At 42.2% G+C, this 18,409-nt stretch carries 17 protein-coding genes; 10 read left to right on the forward strand and 7 right to left on the reverse strand.

Features of this window, described 5'->3' with window-relative positions:
• Window positions 1-152: 152 nt before the first annotated feature.
• Window positions 153-1,193, reverse strand: coding sequence for an oxygen-dependent coproporphyrinogen oxidase (gene hemF, locus V7K89_RS17045; RefSeq protein WP_335189100.1), 1,041 nt, complete (start codon window positions 1,191-1,193; stop codon window positions 153-155).
• A gap of 450 nt (window positions 1,194-1,643) precedes the next feature.
• Here hemF and V7K89_RS17050 point away from each other — a divergent pair, with 450 nt between their 5' ends.
• The 8 genes from V7K89_RS17050 (at window position 1,644) to V7K89_RS17085 (ending at window position 11,359) form a co-directional block, all read left to right on the forward strand.
• Window positions 1,644-2,168: an SRPBCC family protein gene (locus V7K89_RS17050; RefSeq protein WP_335189102.1), complete on the forward strand. Its 525-nt coding sequence runs from the start codon at window positions 1,644-1,646 to the stop codon at window positions 2,166-2,168.
• Window positions 2,169-2,446: 278 nt separating this feature from the next.
• Window positions 2,447-3,517, forward strand: coding sequence for an Mrp/NBP35 family ATP-binding protein (locus V7K89_RS17055; protein WP_335189104.1), 1,071 nt, complete (start codon window positions 2,447-2,449; stop codon window positions 3,515-3,517).
• A gap of 167 nt (window positions 3,518-3,684) precedes the next feature.
• Complete coding sequence (rodA, locus tag V7K89_RS17060; protein ID WP_335189107.1) at window positions 3,685-4,998, forward strand: rod shape-determining protein RodA; 1,314 nt, start codon at window positions 3,685-3,687, stop codon at window positions 4,996-4,998.
• Window positions 4,999-5,100: 102 nt separating this feature from the next.
• Entirely contained in the window at window positions 5,101-5,298 is a 198-nt protein-coding gene (locus V7K89_RS17065; protein WP_335189109.1) for an NAD(P)H dehydrogenase subunit NdhS, read from the forward strand.
• 160 nt (window positions 5,299-5,458) lie between these two features.
• Window positions 5,459-6,115 carry an HAS-barrel domain-containing protein gene (locus V7K89_RS17070; RefSeq protein WP_335189111.1) on the forward strand — a complete coding sequence of 219 codons (657 nt, stop codon included), beginning with the start codon at window positions 5,459-5,461 and terminating at the stop codon, window positions 6,113-6,115.
• Between the two features lie 144 nt (window positions 6,116-6,259).
• Entirely contained in the window at window positions 6,260-8,398 is a 2,139-nt protein-coding gene (locus V7K89_RS17075) for a cation:proton antiporter domain-containing protein (protein ID WP_335189113.1), read from the forward strand.
• A gap of 469 nt (window positions 8,399-8,867) precedes the next feature.
• Complete coding sequence (locus V7K89_RS17080; RefSeq protein ID WP_335189115.1) at window positions 8,868-9,818, forward strand: UDP-glucuronic acid decarboxylase family protein; 951 nt, start codon at window positions 8,868-8,870, stop codon at window positions 9,816-9,818.
• Window positions 9,819-9,967: 149 nt separating this feature from the next.
• On the forward strand, window positions 9,968-11,359 hold the full coding sequence (locus V7K89_RS17085) for a UDP-glucose dehydrogenase family protein (RefSeq protein WP_335189117.1): 1,392 nt from the start codon (window positions 9,968-9,970) through the stop codon (window positions 11,357-11,359).
• Window positions 11,360-11,554: 195 nt separating this feature from the next.
• On the opposite strand, the gene V7K89_RS17090 is transcribed toward V7K89_RS17085, so the two are convergent.
• Window positions 11,555-12,349, reverse strand: coding sequence for an LmeA family phospholipid-binding protein (locus V7K89_RS17090; RefSeq protein WP_335189119.1), 795 nt, complete (start codon window positions 12,347-12,349; stop codon window positions 11,555-11,557).
• Window positions 12,350-12,755: 406 nt separating this feature from the next.
• Between V7K89_RS17090 and V7K89_RS17095 the strand changes: the two genes are divergently transcribed.
• Window positions 12,756-13,394 carry a hypothetical protein gene (locus tag V7K89_RS17095; RefSeq protein WP_335189121.1) on the forward strand — a complete coding sequence of 213 codons (639 nt, stop codon included), beginning with the start codon at window positions 12,756-12,758 and terminating at the stop codon, window positions 13,392-13,394.
• The gene (locus V7K89_RS17100) at window positions 13,376-14,290 is read left to right on the forward strand and encodes a hypothetical protein (protein ID WP_335189123.1); all 915 of its coding nucleotides are present in this window, start codon (window positions 13,376-13,378) and stop codon (window positions 14,288-14,290) included. The genes V7K89_RS17095 and V7K89_RS17100 overlap by 19 nt, the downstream gene beginning before the upstream one ends.
• A 77-nt stretch (window positions 14,291-14,367) precedes the next feature.
• On the opposite strand, the gene V7K89_RS17105 is transcribed toward V7K89_RS17100, so the two are convergent.
• The 5 genes from V7K89_RS17105 to V7K89_RS17125 form a co-directional block, all read right to left on the reverse strand.
• The gene (locus V7K89_RS17105) at window positions 14,368-14,982 is read right to left on the reverse strand and encodes a hypothetical protein (protein WP_335189125.1); all 615 of its coding nucleotides are present in this window, start codon (window positions 14,980-14,982) and stop codon (window positions 14,368-14,370) included.
• Window positions 14,983-15,091: 109 nt separating this feature from the next.
• Window positions 15,092-16,342 carry a competence/damage-inducible protein A gene (locus V7K89_RS17110; RefSeq protein ID WP_335189127.1) on the reverse strand — a complete coding sequence of 417 codons (1,251 nt, stop codon included), beginning with the start codon at window positions 16,340-16,342 and terminating at the stop codon, window positions 15,092-15,094.
• On the reverse strand, window positions 16,339-16,488 hold the full coding sequence (locus V7K89_RS17115; protein ID WP_335189129.1) for a hypothetical protein: 150 nt from the start codon (window positions 16,486-16,488) through the stop codon (window positions 16,339-16,341). Before V7K89_RS17115 ends, V7K89_RS17110 begins: the two co-directional genes overlap by 4 nt.
• 6 nt (window positions 16,489-16,494) lie before the next feature.
• A complete protein-coding gene (gene glyA, locus V7K89_RS17120; RefSeq protein ID WP_335189131.1) occupies window positions 16,495-17,778 on the reverse strand; it encodes a serine hydroxymethyltransferase in 1,284 nt (427 codons plus the stop codon).
• A 378-nt stretch (window positions 17,779-18,156) separates the two neighbouring features.
• Window positions 18,157-18,408, reverse strand: a complete 252-nt coding sequence (locus V7K89_RS17125) for a hypothetical protein (protein ID WP_335189133.1) — start codon at window positions 18,406-18,408, stop codon at window positions 18,157-18,159.
• Window position 18,409: the final 1 nt, after the last annotated feature.

Genomic DNA, 18,409 nt, shown 5'->3' on the forward strand with positions numbered 1-18,409 from the left:
AACTTTAGTAGTTTAACTCATCAAAATAGTAGAGAATAGGGCATGGGCAATAGGGCATGGGGCATGGGACATAGGGAGAATGAGAGAGCTGGGGGAGATGAGGAAATGAGGGATAAAGAATTAATAACCAATGCCCAATGCCTTATGCCCAATTAATCTGGTGTCCAGTTGATCCAATCTTGAGGTTTAAGGAAAGTTTCATACAACTCGGCTTCGGGGGAATTGGGTTCCGGTTGATAGCCGTACTCCCAGCGCACTAAGGGTGGTAGGGACATGAGAATTGATTCGGTGCGTCCATTGGTTTGCAGACCAAAAATAGTACCTCTGTCATAAACTAAGTTAAATTCTACATACCGTCCCCGGCGGTAGAGTTGAAAATTCCGTTGGCGATCGCCATACTCGATCCCATGTCGCCGTTCTACAATTGGTACGTAGGCTGGTAAAAATGCTCTGCCACAGCCTTGTACAAAGCTAAACAAATCTTCCCAATTTCGGGTTGCTGGTGTTCCCACCTGGTTGCTATAAATAGCCGCTTCTCCATTGGGATTTGGCCCGCGATATAAAGCACCCTGGCCATCTTGGTAATCAAAAAATAGACCGCCAACACCCCGTGTCTCATCACGATGCTTGAGGTAGAAATATTCATCACACCAGCGCTTAAACACTGGGTAATACTCTGGGTGGTGTTGGTCGCAAGCCTGCTTTAATGTTTTGTGTAAATGTGCTGCATCTTCAGCAAAGGGGTAATAAGGTGTCAAGTCAAGACCGCCACCAAACCACCACACTGGCCCTGCTTCAAAGTAGCGATAATTTAGATGAACTGTGGGCACATAAGGATTGTGAGGATGTAATACCATTGAAGTGCCTGTGGCATAAAAGCCATGCCCTGCTGCTTCCGGGCGTTGAGCTAAAATTGAGGCTGGCAAATGAGAACCCCAAACTTCAGAAAAATTTACACCTGCTTGTTCAAATATTGCACCTTCTCGCAGTACGCGCGATCGCCCTCCACCTCCTTCTGGACGTTCCCAACTATCTTCATGAAACTTATCCACACCATCTAGTTTTGCCAATGATTCGGTAATTTCGTCTTGCAGTTGTTTCATAAACTGACTGACCCTAGTCTGAGCATTAGCTGCTGGCAAAGACTTGGATGATTTTGCATCTACAGTTGGTATTTGCGAGTTGGTCAACATAGATTCCCGAACCTAAATTACAATTTCCAGAAAGCCACAAATTCTTCATTTTAAAATTTGGGGGAAACACGCACCAACAATCAAGCTCTATTTGCCCAACCCGCTTTTTTCTTACTGGTTAAGCATTTATACGATTGATGGGCATCACTAGAGTTATTTTCCCTCAAATGCGTATAGGCTTGTATATTGAATTAGTTTTTTTTTGAAATTCTTAATTGGAATATTCTGGTATAAAGACTCAATTTTAGTCTTAAGCTTGAGGTATCAAAGATTTGACTAGTCTACTCAGAAATTTTTTGCCATATTGCTGATGTCGGCTGTTAGGGTCTGTACTGAATCAAGGCTTGCTATGTTTAGGGTATTTTTGAGAAAGTTTTAATTTAACAATTGAGTGTAGTTGCACACCATACCAGAGTTACCAGAAAGTATTTAGGGAGGAGGATTAGGAAAATGCAAGGTTGGTTATCCAAATTCATCCGCCGCAAACGTCGTCGGTTTTGTGCTTCTCTGGTGTGGACATATCGAGAGATTAGTTCTGCTTCTGTAGATGAACTATGGCAAAAAGTGGTTGACTTAACAGATGTTTCTTGGCATCCACAACTTAAGAGTACTAATGTTCCCTACGGATTAGTACCCAAACCAGGATTAATTTTTCAAGCTGTAACACGCTTTTCGCCGATTCCCATCAGAATTTTTGTGGAACGCGTCAATCCCAGAGAGATGCTGAGTATCCGAGTGATGGCGATTCCTGGAATAGAGGAACGGGTAACTTACCAAGTAGAGTCAACGGTTTGTGGTACTTGTTTATCTTATTCTGTAACCCTACGGGGTTGGTTATCGCCCCTGATTTGGTCTTTATCCCGTCCTTATGCAGACCGCGTTGCACGATCTTTAGTCGAGGCAGTAGAAAAGACGGCATTACCAGGGGTATCTGGTAAGAAAAAATCTCTTAATGACAGTTGTTTTGATTTTTAGGTACTGGGGATTGGGAAAGAAGCAGGGGAGCAGGGGAGCAGGGGAGCAGGGGAGCAGAGGAGAGAGAAGTTGCAGTAAGTTTTTCTCCTCTGCCTCTTGTGCCCAATGCCCAATGCCCAAAGAAAGTTAAGATTCTATTAGGTAATAATGCAATTTGCTAAGTTTTATCACGGCAGTAACGTGATAACACTAAGCTGACCTTACTTAAGAAGGCATCCAGTTAATAGCTAAGATGTTTCACACAAGTGTATTTATTCATTATTGAATTTTGAATTTTTATGTACGATGTCCTCGATTCCCGTTCTGTGTTAGAAGTTTTGCGACCAGTAGAAGACCCAGAACTCCGCAAAAGTCTGGTAGAACTGAATATGATTCGCAACGTAAAAATTGACGGTGGTAAGGTTAGTTTCACTTTAGTGTTAACCACTCCTGCCTGTCCTTTACGTGAATTTATTGTCGAAGACTGTCAGAAAGCTGTCAAAAAACTCCCAGGCGTTACAGATGTCAGCATAGAAGTGACGGCAGAAACGCCGCAACAAAAAAGTTTACCCGATCGGACTGGTATTTCTGGAGTAAAAAATATTATTGCTGTTTCCAGCGGTAAAGGTGGCGTTGGTAAAAGTACAGTGGCGGTAAATGTCGCAGTGGCTTTAGCCCAAACTGGAGCAAAAGTCGGCTTACTAGATGCTGATATTTATGGCCCCAATGACCCCACCATGCTGGGTTTGTCTGATGCTCAAATTACTGTGCGTTCTACTGAAACAGGTGACATCCTGGAACCTGCTTTTAATCACGGCGTCAAATTAGTTTCAATGGGCTTTTTGATTGACCGAGATCAACCAGTAATTTGGCGGGGGCCTATGCTCAATGGTGTAATTCGCCAGTTTCTCTATCAAGTGCAATGGGGTGAATTGGACTATCTGATTGTAGATATGCCACCGGGAACTGGAGATGCTCAGTTAACTTTAACCCAAGCAGTACCGATGGCAGGGGCAGTAATTGTTACCACACCGCAAAACGTAGCTCTGTTAGATTCTCGCAAAGGATTGCGGATGTTCCAGCAGATGAATGTTCCGGTATTGGGGATCGTGGAAAATATGAGCTATTTTATTCCCCCCGATCAACCAGATAAGCAATATGACATCTTTGGTTCCGGTGGTGGCTCCAAAACAGCTGCTGAATTGGGAGTGCCACTATTGGGGTGCGTGCCGCTAGAGATTTCCACACGAGTTGGTGGTGACAGCGGTGTGCCGATAGTTGTTGGCGACCCAGATTCAGCTTCAGCAAAAGCATTAACAGCGATCGCTCTTACCATTGCAGGTAAGGTATCAGTTGCTGCTCTAGCATAATTATAAATTTGAATTTCTATTTACTTCCTAGCTATAGCTTGGGAATACTAGAAACTGGGTATTAGGGAGTGGGTAAATAGGGAAAAAAATAACTATTGATTATTAACCAATTCCCAATCCCCAATTTCCAATTCCCAACAATTAAAGCTAAAGTCTAAACTGGCACAATGTTGTTAAAACGATCGCTCCCCAAAATTCGCTGGAAGTCTTGGGTTAAGCCCTGGCAGCATGTAGATTGGCTACTTTTTTGTTTGCCGATTGCTGTTAGTATCTTTGGCGGCCTGATGATTCTCAGTACGGAACTTAAGCAGCCAGTGACTGACTGGTGGTGGCACTGGATGGTAGCGGGTATCGGCGTGCTTATAGCCTTGTTTTTATCTCGCATCCGTTACGAACTCTTGATACAGTGGCACTGGGTAACTTATTCGTTAACTAACTTCAGCTTAATCGCCGTGATGATTGCTGGTACTAGTGCCAAAGGGGCGCAGCGGTGGATTAGTATCGGCGGTTTTAACGTGCAACCCTCAGAATTTGCCAAAGTCGGTATAATCATCACCTTAGCAGCTTTGCTACACAGACGCACTGCTTCTAGCCTCGAAGGTATTTTCCGCGTTCTAGCAATCACCGCTATACCTTGGGGATTAGTATTTTTACAACCAGATTTAGCAACATCACTGGTATTTGGTGCGATCGTCTTAGGAATGCTTTACTGGGCAAATGCTAACCCAGGCTGGTTAATTCTGATGATTTCTCCAGTGGTTGCCGCCATTTTGTTTAGTATATCTTGGCCTTTAACAGAGCCAATAGTTTTATTCAAAGAACTATCTTTTGGCCCATTAGGACTAATTTGGTCAGTTGTGATGGCTATTGTGGGCTGGCAAACTCTTCCCTGGCGTCGATTTGGTTTAGGTGCTATTGGTGCGTGGACTCTTAATATACTGGGTGGCGAATTAGGAGTCTTCGCCTGGAACCATGTTTTGAAAGAGTATCAAAAAGACCGACTAACTGTATTCATGAATCCTGATCACGATCCACTAGGTGCTGGATATCATTTAATCCAATCTCGCATTGCTATTGGTGCTGGTGAAATATGGGGATGGGGTCTGTTCAAGGGGCCGATGACGCAACTGAATTTTGTACCGGAACAGCATACAGACTTTATTTTCTCCGCAGTCGGGGAAGAATTTGGTTTTGTTGGTTGTTTGGTAGTGCTGTTTGTGTTCTGCTTAATTTGCTTCCGTCTATTGCATATTGCCCAAACCGCCAAAGATAACTTTGGTTCCTTGTTAGCTATTGGCGTTTTGTCGATGATTGTATTTCAGGTGATTGTGAACGTTGGTATGACTGTAGGTTTAGCGCCTGTGGCAGGAATTCCCCTACCTTGGATGAGTTATGGGCGTTCTGCAATGCTGACTAACTTCATTTCCTTGGGAATAGTAGAATCAGTAGCAAATTTTCGGCAAAGACAGAAGTATTATTGATGTGTCATTTGTCCTTTGTCCTTTGCTAATGACCAATGACAAATGACAAATGACTAATAACAAGTATTAAGCTATTAAAAGGAAACAAGCGAGGCTAAAAACATGATTCTGCCTGGAGCAACTGTTCGCGTCAAGAATCCCGCAGATACCTATTATCGCTACGAAGGACTTGTGCAACGACTTACTGATGGCAAAGTAGCCGTACTATTTGAGGGTGGTAACTGGGATAAATTAGTTACCTTCCGCCTGAGTGAATTGGAACTTGTAGAAACCACCGCCGGACGTAAAAAATCTAAATAAGATTAGTCATTAGTCATTTGTCCGTTGTCATTTGGCAAAAACTAATGACTAATAACCCTTCAGGTGAGCCAGTTGCTCATGGGGGAAACCCCCTTGGCGCTAGCCTCTCCCTTTGGGAGAAGACCGTACTGGCTCACCAATGACCAATGACTAAATTACTATGCGCCTCCCTTTACCACAGTTTGCCACTGGTGATCGCCATCCCAATCATATTGCGGAGGTAATTGAAACTACCAGTACTGAATTCTTGGCTCAGTGTTTGGAACCGGAAGATTTAAGCTTTCCCTCCATGCCACCCTTTGGTAGTTGGGTCTGTTCTACAGATGAAGAATCTGGCAATCAAATTTACGCTGTAGTGTATTATGCCACAACTATGCCCATAGATTCCGTACACCGAGCGAGAGCGTTGGGGTTGTCCTTGCAAGACTTACGAGAGGAACAACCCCAAATATTTGCTATGCTCCGTACAGAATTCCGGGCTGCGATCGTCGGATTTGAAGTATCTTCGCAAAATCAAAGTTATAACCAAAGAGTATATCAGTATCTTCCACCCCGTCCCCCGCAAATTCATCAAGCTGTTTATCGATGTGAACCAGAAGCTATCATTAAATTTACTGAAGAACTAGATTTTTTACGGACACTCCTTTGTATAAATGGTGCGCCAATAGAGTCTTTAATCGCAGCTGCCATTCGAGATATATACCAGTTACGCAAAGCTGACCGAGAATGGCTAATTAAAGCTGGACGTAGCTTAAGTGTTTTACTTAAAGATGACTACGATCGCTTACGTTTTATTTTGAGTCAAATCCACCCGTAGGTAGTTAATTCTTAAATAATTGCCTAGTTAGTGTACATTAAAATTTTGATTTTTCGTCAGGTGGCTTCTCTATTTATTTATATTGCCCGGGCGATCGCCCCCAAGGTAATCGCTGTTTTACCATAGCCTCTTCAATTCCTATATATGGAACTAATATCACAAGTTCTTGTTCTGGAACCAACTTCCCAAGTTCTTGGCAAAGAACCAATTGTTCCCTTTGCTATTTTGCTAGCGATCATCTTAGTTATACCGATCATATTTGAGCGGCTAAGATTATCAGGATTAGTGGGTTTAGTTTTCTCAGGGCTAGTACTTGGTCCCTCAGGTTGGAATCTTCTTCAGTCTGACTCACCGATAATTAACCTACTATCAGACATTGGGTTAATTTATTTGCTGTTTGTCGCCGGGCTAGAAGTCAATCTAGAACAGTTCCGCCGCAGAAAAAGTCGTGCCTTTGGGTTCGCTAGCTTGACTTTCAGCATACCCCTAGTCATGGGAATTTTATTAGGTCTGATTTTAGGCTATGGCTGGAATACTTCAATCTTAATTGGCTCTTTATTCACTTCCTATACCCTTTTGGCATATCCCATAATCAGCCGTTTGGGAGTAGTAAACAACGAAGCTGTTACTGTGATCATTGGAGCGACGATTTTTACAAATATTGGCGCAGTACTGATATTAGCCGTTTGTGTAGCTGTCGCTCATGCTGGAGTGTTCAGCTTTGCTAAACTACTCACCTTATCAGGTTGGTTAACTATTTACTCTGTTGCTGTTGTTACAGGTTTTGATTGGGCAGGCAAAGAATTTTTCAAGCGGTCTGGAGACGATGAAGGAAACAAGTTTTTGTTTGTGTTGCTTTCTGTGTTTCTGGCAGCTATGGGAGCTCAATTGATTGGGGTAGAAAAAATTGTTGGTGCTTTTTTAGCAGGTTTGGCAGTGAACGAAGCTGTGGGTGAAGGTCCTGTCAAAGAAAAGGTGGTATTTATTGGCAGTGTGCTGTTCATTCCCATTTTCTTTGTTGACCTTGGCTTACTGATAGATTTACCCACTTTTGTGAACAATTTGAACACACTCAAGTTAACACTGTTGATTGTAGTTGGTTTGATTGTCAGTAAATTGATTGCAGCTTTGTTGACAAAACTGGTTTACCACTATAAATGGCAAGAAATTCTAACGATGTGGTCGCTGTCACTTCCCCAAGTTGGTACAACGTTAGCAGCAACGTTAGTGGGATATCGGACTGGGTTGTTGTCACTAGAAGTATTACATAGCGTCATTGCTGTAATGCTTATCACATCAACCTTGGGACCATTGATGACCAGTCGAATAGCTGTTGGTTTGAATTCTTTGCCAGCCGAAGATCCAGTACCACCTCTATCTGAGGAGAATGCATCAGAAACAAACAGTGCTTTTACTATAGTCGTGCCTGTATATAATCCTCAAACCCAACAGTATTTGATTGAAATGGCGGCGTTATTAGCGCGTCAGTCTCAGGGCAAAATTATACCTTTGGCGATTGCTACTGCTGCTGCTCAGATGGATGCGCCCCAGTTAGAAGCGTCTCTACAACGGAGTGAGTGGTTATTGAATAAAGCCACGACACAAAGTCGAGCCTTGGGTGTAGCCGCAGAACCAGTGCTGCGAATTGATGATGCCTTTGCTCAAGGAATTAGCAGAGCGGCTCGCGAACAAGAGGCTAATTTAATTGTTATGGGTTGGGGTAAACGGACTGGGTTACGAGCGCGTTTATTTGGGAATGTGATTGATGGTGTGCTTTGGGCATCCCATTGTCCAGTAGCGGTGACACGTCTAGTAGAATCACCGAAAAAAATTCAGCGGATCTTAGTACCAATAGAAAACTTAACAGCATCGACATTACAACCTGTACAATTTGCCCAGATACTAGCCGAAGCAAATCAGAGCCACATTACTGTGCTGAATGTGTGCGATCGCCGCACTAGTTCTAGCAAAATTGCTTGGAGGCGATCGCACCTCTCCCTACTGGTATCTAAATTGGCTTTGACCAATGTCCCAGAAATTCAAATCATGGCTCACGAAAATGTTGCCCAAGCAATTTTGCAGGCAGCAAGATTATATGATTTAGTAGTTTTACCTTTTATACGTAATCGTACTAGTCCTGGAGGGTTAGCCATTAGCGATGTTACAACCCAGTTAGCCAGACAACTCACCTGCTCAATTATCATGCTTGGAGAACCGCAACGCACTCAAACTACAAATTTAATTATGTCTACCACAATTAGCAGCATTACATCTGCTGTATGATATAAGGCAGAATACAGTTTAAGTAAGTGAACTTCGGCTGCGTTAGCGTAGTCTGCTGGAGGCATCAAATTTCCAAAAATCTTGGCAATAAATGAATCGGCTGTAGGAATGTACATCTGTATTGTTGGCAAGTATTTGTAGCACGAGTGTCACCCCGAACTCGACTAACTTTTTGTATCCAAATAAAATCTTATTAACCGTAAAAATACTTTATATTTTTGAAGATTTGATAAAGTTCGGCTGAACAACAAACAATTTTTAAACAATTTCTGCTATTTTGCTAATTAAATTCTTAAGAAAACAGGTAAAAATATAACAAAACTACAACTGTGAAAAAATAAGTAAGTTCAACAATACTTTTTGACTGAAGCTTGTTATTTTTTTTTGTTTTGAATTTTTGTGCCCAAGGTGGGTAATCTAAAATTAAGTGCAATAGCTACTGAAAATATTTGTAAGTAACTGGGAAACTATGAGAATTTTGGTGACGGGCGGTGCTGGGTTTATTGGTTCCCATCTCATCGACCGACTAATGGCTGCTGGGCATGAAATAATATGCTTGGATAATTTTTACACTGGTAGTAAACGCAATATCCTCAAATGGTTAGATCATCCGTACTTTGAATTGATCCGTCACGATATTACCGAACCAATTCGGTTAGAAGTCGATCAAATTTATCATTTAGCTTGTCCTGCTTCACCAGTACATTACCAGTACAACCCAGTTAAAACCGTTAAAACTAACGTGATGGGAACACTGAATATGTTGGGACTAGCTAAACGTGTGAAAGCAAGGTTTTTCTTAGCTTCCACTAGTGAAGTATACGGAGATCCAGAAGTTCATCCCCAAACTGAAGAGTATAGAGGTAGCGTCAATCCCATTGGAATACGTTCATGCTACGACGAAGGTAAAAGAATTGCTGAGACTCTAGCATTTGATTATTACAGGCAAAATAAAGTTGATATTCGAGTTGTTCGGATATTCAACACCTACGGGCCGAGAATGTTAGAAAATGATGGTCGGGTGGTAAGCAACTTTATAGTTCAAGCCTTGCAGGGTAATCCTTTAACGGTGTACGGTGATGGTTCGCAAACTCGTAGTTTCTGCTACGTTTCTGATTTAGTAGAAGGATTCATCCGCCTAATGAATAGCGACTACGTTGGCCCAGTCAACCTTGGCAATCCTGGTGAATACACGATTTTACAATTGGCACAAACTGTGCAAAATATGATCAATCCAGACGCGCAGATTAAGTTCGAGGCACTACCTTCGGACGATCCCCGACGTCGCCAGCCTGATATCACAAAGGCAAAAACTTGGTTAAATTGGGAACCTACCATTCCTCTGCAAGAAGGTTTAAAACTGACAATAGAAGATTTTCGCGATCGCATTCAAAGCGATGCCAATAATTCAACCACCTGAGTGGCGTCTAGCGTTGCTCTTAATTTTCATGCAGGCTAATCCGATTGGTAGCTAGTCTATATTAGTTACTGATTTTTCTTAAGTGTGTAAGTGTAAAATTGAGAATTTCTTTTTGAAAATTAAACCCAAAAAAGTGAGGAGTTAAATAAATGCGTGTTTGCGTTATTGGTACTGGTTACGTTGGTTTAGTTACAGGTGCTTGCTTGGCTCATATTGGGCATGATGTAATTTGCGTAGACAACAACGAAGAAAAAGTTAAGTTAATGAAGTCTGGGCAGTCTCCAATTTTTGAGCCGGGACTCTCAGAAATTATGCAGTCTGCCATTCAAGCAGAGAAGATTCATTTTACTAGCGATCTTGCTGCTGGAGTTTCCCACGGAGAAATTCTGTTTATTGCTGTGGGAACGCCACCTTTACCCACTGGTGAAAGTGATACTCGTTATGTTGAAGCTGTAGCCCGTGGTATTGGCGAAAATCTCAACGGTGGTTATAAAGTAATAGTAAATAAATCTACAGTACCCATTGGTTCAGGTGACTGGGTGCGGATGCTGATTCTGGATGGTGTTGCAGAGCGGCAGAAAACATTGGTACCCGCAGGTGGAGTGCCGAGTGATGATAAATTATCTGAGTTTGCAGCTGAGTTTGATGTAGTCAGTAATCCAGAGTTTTTGCGAGAAGGTTCAGCAGTTTACGACACCTTCAACCCTGATCGCATTGTATTAGGGGGCAATAGTCAAAGAGCTGTAGCATTGATGCAACAACTATATGGGCCAATTGTTGAACGCAAGTTCGCTGCCGATCAATCTCTACCTCCTGTGCCAATTTTGGCAACAGACCTTAGTTCGGCGGAGATGATTAAATACGCCGCTAATGCCTTTTTAGCCACTAAGATTAGTTTTATTAACGAAGTTGCTAATATTTGCGATCGCGTCGGTGCTGATGTTACTCAAGTAGCTAGAGGTATCGGTCTAGATTCCCGCATTGGTAACAAGTTTTTACAAGCTGGTATTGGTTGGGGTGGTTCTTGTTTCCCCAAAGATGTCTCTGCACTGATTCACACTGCTGATGACTATGGTTATGAAGCCCAGCTACTGAAATCTGCTGTCAGTGTCAACGAACGCCAGCGATTGATTGCTTTGGAGAAACTCCAACAAGTTCTGAAAATTCTCAAAGGCAAAACAGTCGGACTACTCGGACTGACCTTCAAGCCTGATACCGACGATTTGCGTGACGCCCCAGCACTCAACCTAATTGAGCAGCTAAACCGACTGGGAGCCAAAGTAAAAGCCTATGACCCCATTGTTTCCCAAACAGGTCTACGTCATGGGCTTTCTGGCGTGCTAGTAGAAACCGATGCTGAAAGACTCGCTGATGGCTGTGATGCCTTAGTACTTGTCACCGAATGGCAGCAGTTCAGCACTCTCGACTATGTGAAGATGGCAAAATTGATGGCCCACCCCGTTATCATCGACGGTCGTAACTTCCTCGACCCCGAAGTAATGATACGCGCTGGATTCCAATATGTAGGTGTGGGAAGATAAAAAGTAGAGACGCGATTAATCGCGTCTCTACAGGAGTTAAGAATGATAATAAAAATTAATTACAACTTAGTAATTAATAACTCCTAACTCCATTCAAAACCTAAAGAATTAAACTACTGCCTAGATGATTCTAGGCGGTAGTTTAATTTTTTTAAAGTTTCACTTTACTTTGATTGTTTGTGTGTAAGTATTTCATCAAGCGCTATTTGGAATACGTTCAATTTCAGCATATCCACTGAAAATAAGTTTTTGACCTTCAGTTTCTAATCGGTTGAGCCGCATTTTCACTCCATCAAGGTCAAAACGATCAAGATCAACCATATTATCTAAAATTTCTACTAGCGCCACGCTCAAGGTTTGCGAGATTTCGCGTTGTGCTTCTGGTACTTGGTCAAGTTCGATTTTTGGATCTTTGAAAGAAACTCGCCGCCGCCTTTCAATGCCTATAGTTAGGATCATGCTCAGGGGTACAAGTTCGCCATTATTTAAATCTGCTTTTGCTACAAGCTGCAACCGATTTTCAGGTAATAGCTGTATCTGAACTTCCGTAAAGGAGACTGGTTCTCCGCCAGATAATGCTGTCAGTGATGGTACGGTGAGGTTAAGCAGGCGCTTTTTCACCAGTTCCGCATTAAAAGCTTGGTTGATGCCTACTTCTGATAAGATTACTTGAGCGATCGCTTGAGTGGGTTGCTTAAGACTGAGTTTACCCTTTAAAACCGAGCCGAAGTCAATGGCAACCGCATCAGTTTCAAAAGACATTTCCTCAACCGCGAAATCTTTCCGAATCACCAAGCCACGACCGCTCATTTTGAAGCTATCAATGCTGCCTTGCAAGAGCTTGCTGGAGGGGTAGCAGCGCACAAATACTTCTACTGACTCGCTCATACTAAACAGGTGGCGAATCGTTTGGCTAGCGACCGTGTTAAGCATCCGCTCTCCCCAATCAGTGCCTTTAGGATCTTGTAAACTAGTAAGTCCGCCGAACATGTGATTTTGGGTCTCTAGAAGTTCTTTGTACTTTTGTAACAAACTGTGAAGAATACAGCAAGCGATCCCGTGATTAATTGTACTGATGGGTAGGCATAGGATAGCTGATGGTTAATGGGCAAATGTATCATATATTACTTACTTTGTTTTGTTAGGATTAAATTTAGTGCAAAGTGCTATTAATCGCTTACAAGTGGGAATACTGAAACAAGATTAATTTTGAAGCCTCTCACTACTGCCAACTACCACTCAGCTAGATATTTTAGAACTTGTCAACCATTGTTATATAAGGATAATCACAACAAGAACTACTGCTAGTACTTATTGGTGAATAAGGGCAATTATTGAGCCAGCTTAAAGATGATTTGCAGATGTTCCAAGTAGTTTTATAAGAACAAGGATTCTAATGGCAAAGGTTCAATGTCAACTGTGGACACCTATTGCGAATGCTTATGAAGCTTATCGCCGTCGTCTAATTGGGAGTTCTACAGCGATTTACGAACACACTTGGCGATTGATCCATATTGAGGAGTCACTGGTCGTAACACTCAGTGCGTCTTTAGCTACGCGGCTTTTAGTTATTTGGCAAGAACAACCAAATATGAGTGAGCAATTGAATAAGTTACGAACATTAATCACAGGTATAAAACAGGATGATGCTGGTGAGCCTGATTTTGATTCAGATAATGTAGGCTGTCTTCGTGGAAGTATTGGTGCATGGCTCGATTTTCTCAGTTGGTTTTTAAAGCTTGATGAGCAATTTGAGTGTTCATTTGTCGTTTGTGTCAAAGATTACCTTGAAAAAGTTCCTGATGGGAATCCTTCTTTAGCATTTCTCACTGCTTGGCAACGTATTGAATCAGTAAAAGGTTTTAAAGGTAATGAGCTTAAGAGGATCGATAGGCTTAAAGCGATAAATTCACTACGCAATAAACTTGCACACGTTCCAATTTCGCATAGGATATTTCGTGATCTTTATGAAGGGCTTCGCCAAGAAGTACTATCACTACTTACTCCTTTGACTGATTGGCAAAAAAAGGTGTAAGTGATGATCCAGAAATAAAAAAATGGCATTCGCCTTTTTATGGATTAATTACCAATGAACTTTGCTTTTCTACAGGTCTTAATATTACTCAATCTAAAGATATTGATGAACAAAAAATTTACTGGAAATGGAATCCGCCCAATAATGAAAATTCAATTCAATGGTTAGCTTCTCCATTTGTACATATTGATGATGAATTGGGAGTATCACTTCTGTTTAGAGTGAATCATTTCAGGGATGATCTCAAAGAACAACGCGGTGAATATCATCGTTTTGCTGCGGAATTGGAACCTGTTCGAGAACAACTAATTCCACAAGATATTATTCAGGCATGGATTCCAGCGAAAATACCTTCCTCTACTACAGAATTATTGGATGGTAACTGTGTAGGGGAGCCTGTTAGCGATCCTGCTGAAGTAAAAGAAGAACTACAAGAGCAGTTAAAAGATAAAACGCCCTATGAATTAAGGAGTGCAGCAGTAGAAGCTTTTTGGAAAAGAGATTATCTGCGAGCAATGACAATATTTGATGAATTAGCAAAAATTCATAACTCCAATGAATACAACCATGTAGCAATGTACCAGCATGGTGTTGCGATGTGGAATACAGCTGAACAACTCGGAGCCGAAGGCCACATATATAATTTGGATCAGCGAATTACTTGGCTTAAAAATGCTGTTGATTTACTTAAAGACGCTTCGCAGCACCGAAACTCTGATTACTCGGCTAAGGCACTCTACGAAAGATCAAAAGCATTATGTCGTCTATCAAAGCTTGATATAGATGATAATGACTTTTTTACACAAGCTTGTGAGGATGCTGAAAAAGCAGCGAACTCTGTTTACGAGCCAGCTTACATAAGTTGGTATCAGCGATTGATAGAACGTGGTTGCTAGATTCTATTTTGACTTGACTGTAGAAAATATTAATATGATAATTTTTCATCTTTGATTCTCCAAAGTCGCGATCTTTCTCAGCAACCGAGTATCGCCACCAAAATACAAAGCAAGTCTTCTATGTCAGCAGGAACACGATATAAATTCAGGTCTTGAGTTATTTGTTTACTTTCTCGATTCAATAAACCAAATTGCCAAATATCCCCTGTAGAAACAGCCCCCTGTAAATTTGGTTCTTGAGAGTCAGTCCACGCATCAATAGCAATCAGTTCTACAGCAAGCTGAGTAAAACCCCTTGCCAAATCAGCATTTTTAGCTTCTATAACTAAAAGCTTACGGTCTGTATGAAGATAATAGTCAAGGGAACCTTTTAACTGTTCTGTAACTAGAAGAGGATATTCGATTCTAAGTTGGGCGTGAGTGTAATGAACAACATCCAATAAAATTGGCGCAATTAGTAACTCTCTGCGGGCTGCCTTACTAGTCAAACTAATATATGGCAAACTCTCTTCAATTCTAGATTTGAGATTTGCAAGTCTGTCTAATTCAATGGTAGACTTTTGTAGATTGAGAGAGGAACGTTTTAAAGAATAGCCAAATTCAACCAGTATGTCTTCTGGCTCAAATGACATCTCAAAATAGCTTCTAAAAATGTATGAGTGATTTGGTTGGAGGATAGGAACTTTGCTCATACCTGCATAATTCGTAATTCGTAATTCGTAATTGAGTTTTTCAGCATAGCATCAGATTTTCGATAAGTTCGTTTGTCATACAACTTGTATGACAAACATAATATAACTCCTACCTCGTCAACAACTTCCGCCGCAGATTATCCAACGCTGCATTCGCGCTGACATGACGAATTAAAGCTCGACCTCGCACTGTACCAAACTGATACTCAAAACTTGCCACTTCATCCTTTGGCCCAGCCAAACCAATGTAAACTAAACCCACCGGTTTAGTATCTGTCCCTCCGGTTGGGCCAGCAATACCAGTGATACTCAATCCCCAAGTTGTTGCAAGGCGGGTTTTGACTCCAACAGCCATTTGCTCTGCGACAGTAGCACTTACCGCCCCAAATTTATCTAAATCTTCTGGGTTAACCCCCAACAGTCCAACCTTCACTGAATTGTCATAAGAAATTACGCCACCCCAAAAGTAATCAGAACTCCCAGAAATCTCAGTCAACATTTGCCCTAAACCGCCACCAGTGCAAGATTCTGCCACTGAAAGCGTCTCTTTTGATGCCCGCAATAACTGACTGACTACGGAAGCAAGGGTATCGTTGTTAACGCCGTAAAAATCCAATCCGGCGATTTCTTTAAGCTGTTTCTCAATGGGTGCAATTAGTTCTTCTGCGGCTGCTTCGGAAGTGGCTTTAGCAGAAACTCGCAATCTTACTTCCCCCTTACCTGCATAAGGGGCTACTGTGGGATTTGGCAATTTCAAATAGGAAGCAACCTTTTCCGCCAAAGCAGATTCACCAATACCCCAAAATTTTAAACTCCGGCTGTAAATAATTTCTTTACCCCAACCTTGACTTTTGAGAAACGGCACAGCTGTTTCTTCCCACATCACGTGCATTTCACTGGGAACACCGGGAAAGGTAAAAATCGTGATTTCAGGACGAGGTTGCCAAATGATGCCGGGTGCTGTTCCAGTGGGGTTGGGTAGAATTTCTGCACCTTGGGGAATCAAAGCCTGCTTGCGGTTACTTGGTGACATAACCCGACCACGTTGGGCGAATTTCTGAGTTATGTCCTCGATAATGTCAGAACGTTCTACCAAGGGGACTTTAAAAAAATCGGCGATGGTTTCGCAGGTGAGATCATCAGGTGTTGGGCCGAGTCCACCAGTGAAAATGAGAATTTGCGCTCTGGAAGTAGCAATTTCTATAACTTGCTTCAAGCGTTCTGGGTTATCCCCAACCACTGTTTGATAGTAGTGGGGAATTCCTAGTTGCGCTAATTGTTGCGCCAAAAATTGAGCATTGCCGTTGAGGATATCTCCCAACAGTAGTTCAGTACCAACACAAATAATTTCTGCACTCATTGGATTGGGGAAGGGAAGTAGGGAGTGTGGAATGGGGAATAGGGAGTGGGGAATGGGGAAGAAGAACTATTGACCAATGCCCCATCCCCAATGACACCAGTTGCTTCAAGTCGGGCATTGCCCGCCCAACGCACTGGCTCCCCCATGCCCAATTATGCTAATGCTGGTACAGGAATTTCCAGGTGAGGATATAAGGGAAAGCGATCGCACAATGCCGCTACCCGTTGCCGACAATCTTGGGTTACTACGTCGGAATCTGGAGAAAGTAGGCGATCGCTAATAATATTTGCAATCTCGGTAAATTCTGCTACTCTTAAGCCCCGTGTAGTCATTGCTGGCGAACCTAACCTCAGACCGCTGGTAACAAATGGTGACTGCGGATCAAAGGGAATAGTATTCTTGTTAGCAGTAATATTCACAGTACTGACTAACTGATCTGCCTGCTTACCAGTTAGACTTACAGAGCGTAAATCTACTAAGATTAAATGATTGTCAGTGCCGTTAGATACTAACTTTAAACCACGATTTTGCAGTTGTTCGGCCAAAGCACGAGCATTTTCAATCACTTGGGCAGAATAAGTTTTAAACTCAGGCTTGAGGGCTTCTCCAAAAGCTACTGCTTTGGCAGCAATAACGTGTTCTAATGGCCCGCCTTGGCTGCCAGGAAAAACAGATTTATCTAACTTTTTACCTAGTTCTGCGTCGCCAGTCAAGATTAAACCACCTCTAGGTCCGCGTAGAGTCTTATGGGTAGTTGTTGTTACTACGTGACAGTGAGGAATGGGATCGGGATGAAGACCAGTGGCAACTAAACCAGCAATGTGAGCAATATCAGCGAGTAAGTAAGCGCCGATTTCATCAGCAATATTACGGAACTTTTCAAAGTCAATTACACGAGGATAAGCCGAATAACCACAAATCAAGAGCTTAGGACGCTCCCTCAGCGCCAGCTCGCGAATTTGATCGTAGTCAAGTTGTTCTGTTTGTTGACTGACACCGTAGTGGCTAACTTGGAACCACTTACCTGAGAAATTTACAGGGGAACCGTGGGTAAGATGTCCCCCATGAGACAAATCCATCCCCATAATTTTGTCCCCTGGTTCTAGGAGTGACAGAAACACAGCAAAATTGGCTTGTGCACCAGAATGAGGTTGTACATTCGCATGAGCCGCACCAAATATCTGTTTAGCACGGTCGATCGCTAGTTGCTCGATTTTGTCGATAAACTCACAACCGCCATAGTAGCGTTTACCAGGTAAACCCTCAGCATATTTATTTGTCAGTACCGAACCTTGAGCCGCTAGTACAGCGGCGGAGGTAAAGTTTTCACTAGCAATCAACTCCAAATGGTCTTGCTGACGCTGTAGTTCGTCGTTGATTAACTCCGCGATCGCCGGATCGCTGAAAGAAAGAAAGTCTGAATTAGTCCTAGTCACTTCAATTATCCTTATGGAAATTTGTACAACGGCTGATTTTGGTTGGACGCAGCACTTAAATATACAGTCAAGAGCAATGGTTTTTGACTGCTTTAGAGAGGCGATTAATCGTCTTTGTACTTTGAAAGTTTATTTGCGCCAACTTATTTATTATTAGACTCAAGCTCGATTAATGCATTAATTATCATAACGTTGCTTTTTAAAATCCTCCCCTTGCTGCGTGTTGTAAGACCGTTAGACAGTATTTTTATGAACCTGTGTGAAATAATGCTTACTGCGATCGCTGCTTTGTGGAATGAATTTCAGAATGATTCACGAACAACAAGAACCCCGACTTCTTAAAGAAGTCGGGGTTTTGCGGGTTGCAATTCTCACAAATCAAATAGGATTCATATAGCGATTTTGATAGTAAGCCAAAATCTGGTTAACTCGTTGCCGATTTTCTAAGCTAGAGTTTGCTGTCCACCAGAGGCTCAAGCCAGCAATTTGACTTTGATTGTAATCAAACTGTTGGGATGACTGAGGAATTAAATCCACTTCCACCCCTTTGACTTGACGTAAATGAGCTGCTATTTCTCTATATACAGCTAAAGGCAAACCAGGGAATTCGACTTTTTCCTTAGTCTCCATT

Source organism: Nostoc sp. (assembly GCF_036917515.1).
Classification (GTDB): Bacteria; Cyanobacteriota; Cyanobacteriia; order Cyanobacteriales; family Nostocaceae; genus Nostoc.

What these genes read in the sequence shown, in the direction of transcription:
- hemF (WP_335189100.1), bottom strand. Translation starts at nt 1,193, where the DNA reads ATGTTGACCAACTCGCAAATACCAACTGTAGATGCAAAATCATCCAAG.
- V7K89_RS17050 (WP_335189102.1), top strand. Translation starts at nt 1,644, where the DNA reads ATGCAAGGTTGGTTATCCAAATTCATCCGCCGCAAACGTCGTCGGTTT.
- V7K89_RS17055 (WP_335189104.1), top strand. Translation starts at nt 2,447, where the DNA reads ATGTACGATGTCCTCGATTCCCGTTCTGTGTTAGAAGTTTTGCGACCA.
- rodA (WP_335189107.1), top strand. Translation starts at nt 3,685, where the DNA reads ATGTTGTTAAAACGATCGCTCCCCAAAATTCGCTGGAAGTCTTGGGTT.
- V7K89_RS17065 (WP_335189109.1), top strand. Translation starts at nt 5,101, where the DNA reads ATGATTCTGCCTGGAGCAACTGTTCGCGTCAAGAATCCCGCAGATACC.
- V7K89_RS17070 (WP_335189111.1), top strand. Translation starts at nt 5,459, where the DNA reads ATGCGCCTCCCTTTACCACAGTTTGCCACTGGTGATCGCCATCCCAAT.
- V7K89_RS17075 (WP_335189113.1), top strand. Translation starts at nt 6,260, where the DNA reads ATGGAACTAATATCACAAGTTCTTGTTCTGGAACCAACTTCCCAAGTT.
- V7K89_RS17080 (WP_335189115.1), top strand. Translation starts at nt 8,868, where the DNA reads ATGAGAATTTTGGTGACGGGCGGTGCTGGGTTTATTGGTTCCCATCTC.
- V7K89_RS17085 (WP_335189117.1), top strand. Translation starts at nt 9,968, where the DNA reads ATGCGTGTTTGCGTTATTGGTACTGGTTACGTTGGTTTAGTTACAGGT.
- V7K89_RS17090 (WP_335189119.1), bottom strand. Translation starts at nt 12,349, where the DNA reads ATGTTCGGCGGACTTACTAGTTTACAAGATCCTAAAGGCACTGATTGG.
- V7K89_RS17095 (WP_335189121.1), top strand. Translation starts at nt 12,756, where the DNA reads ATGGCAAAGGTTCAATGTCAACTGTGGACACCTATTGCGAATGCTTAT.
- V7K89_RS17105 (WP_335189125.1), bottom strand. Translation starts at nt 14,982, where the DNA reads ATGAGCAAAGTTCCTATCCTCCAACCAAATCACTCATACATTTTTAGA.
- V7K89_RS17110 (WP_335189127.1), bottom strand. Translation starts at nt 16,342, where the DNA reads ATGAGTGCAGAAATTATTTGTGTTGGTACTGAACTACTGTTGGGAGAT.
- V7K89_RS17115 (WP_335189129.1), bottom strand. Translation starts at nt 16,488, where the DNA reads ATGGGGGAGCCAGTGCGTTGGGCGGGCAATGCCCGACTTGAAGCAACT.
- V7K89_RS17125 (WP_335189133.1), bottom strand. Translation starts at nt 18,408, where the DNA reads ATGGAGACTAAGGAAAAAGTCGAATTCCCTGGTTTGCCTTTAGCTGTA.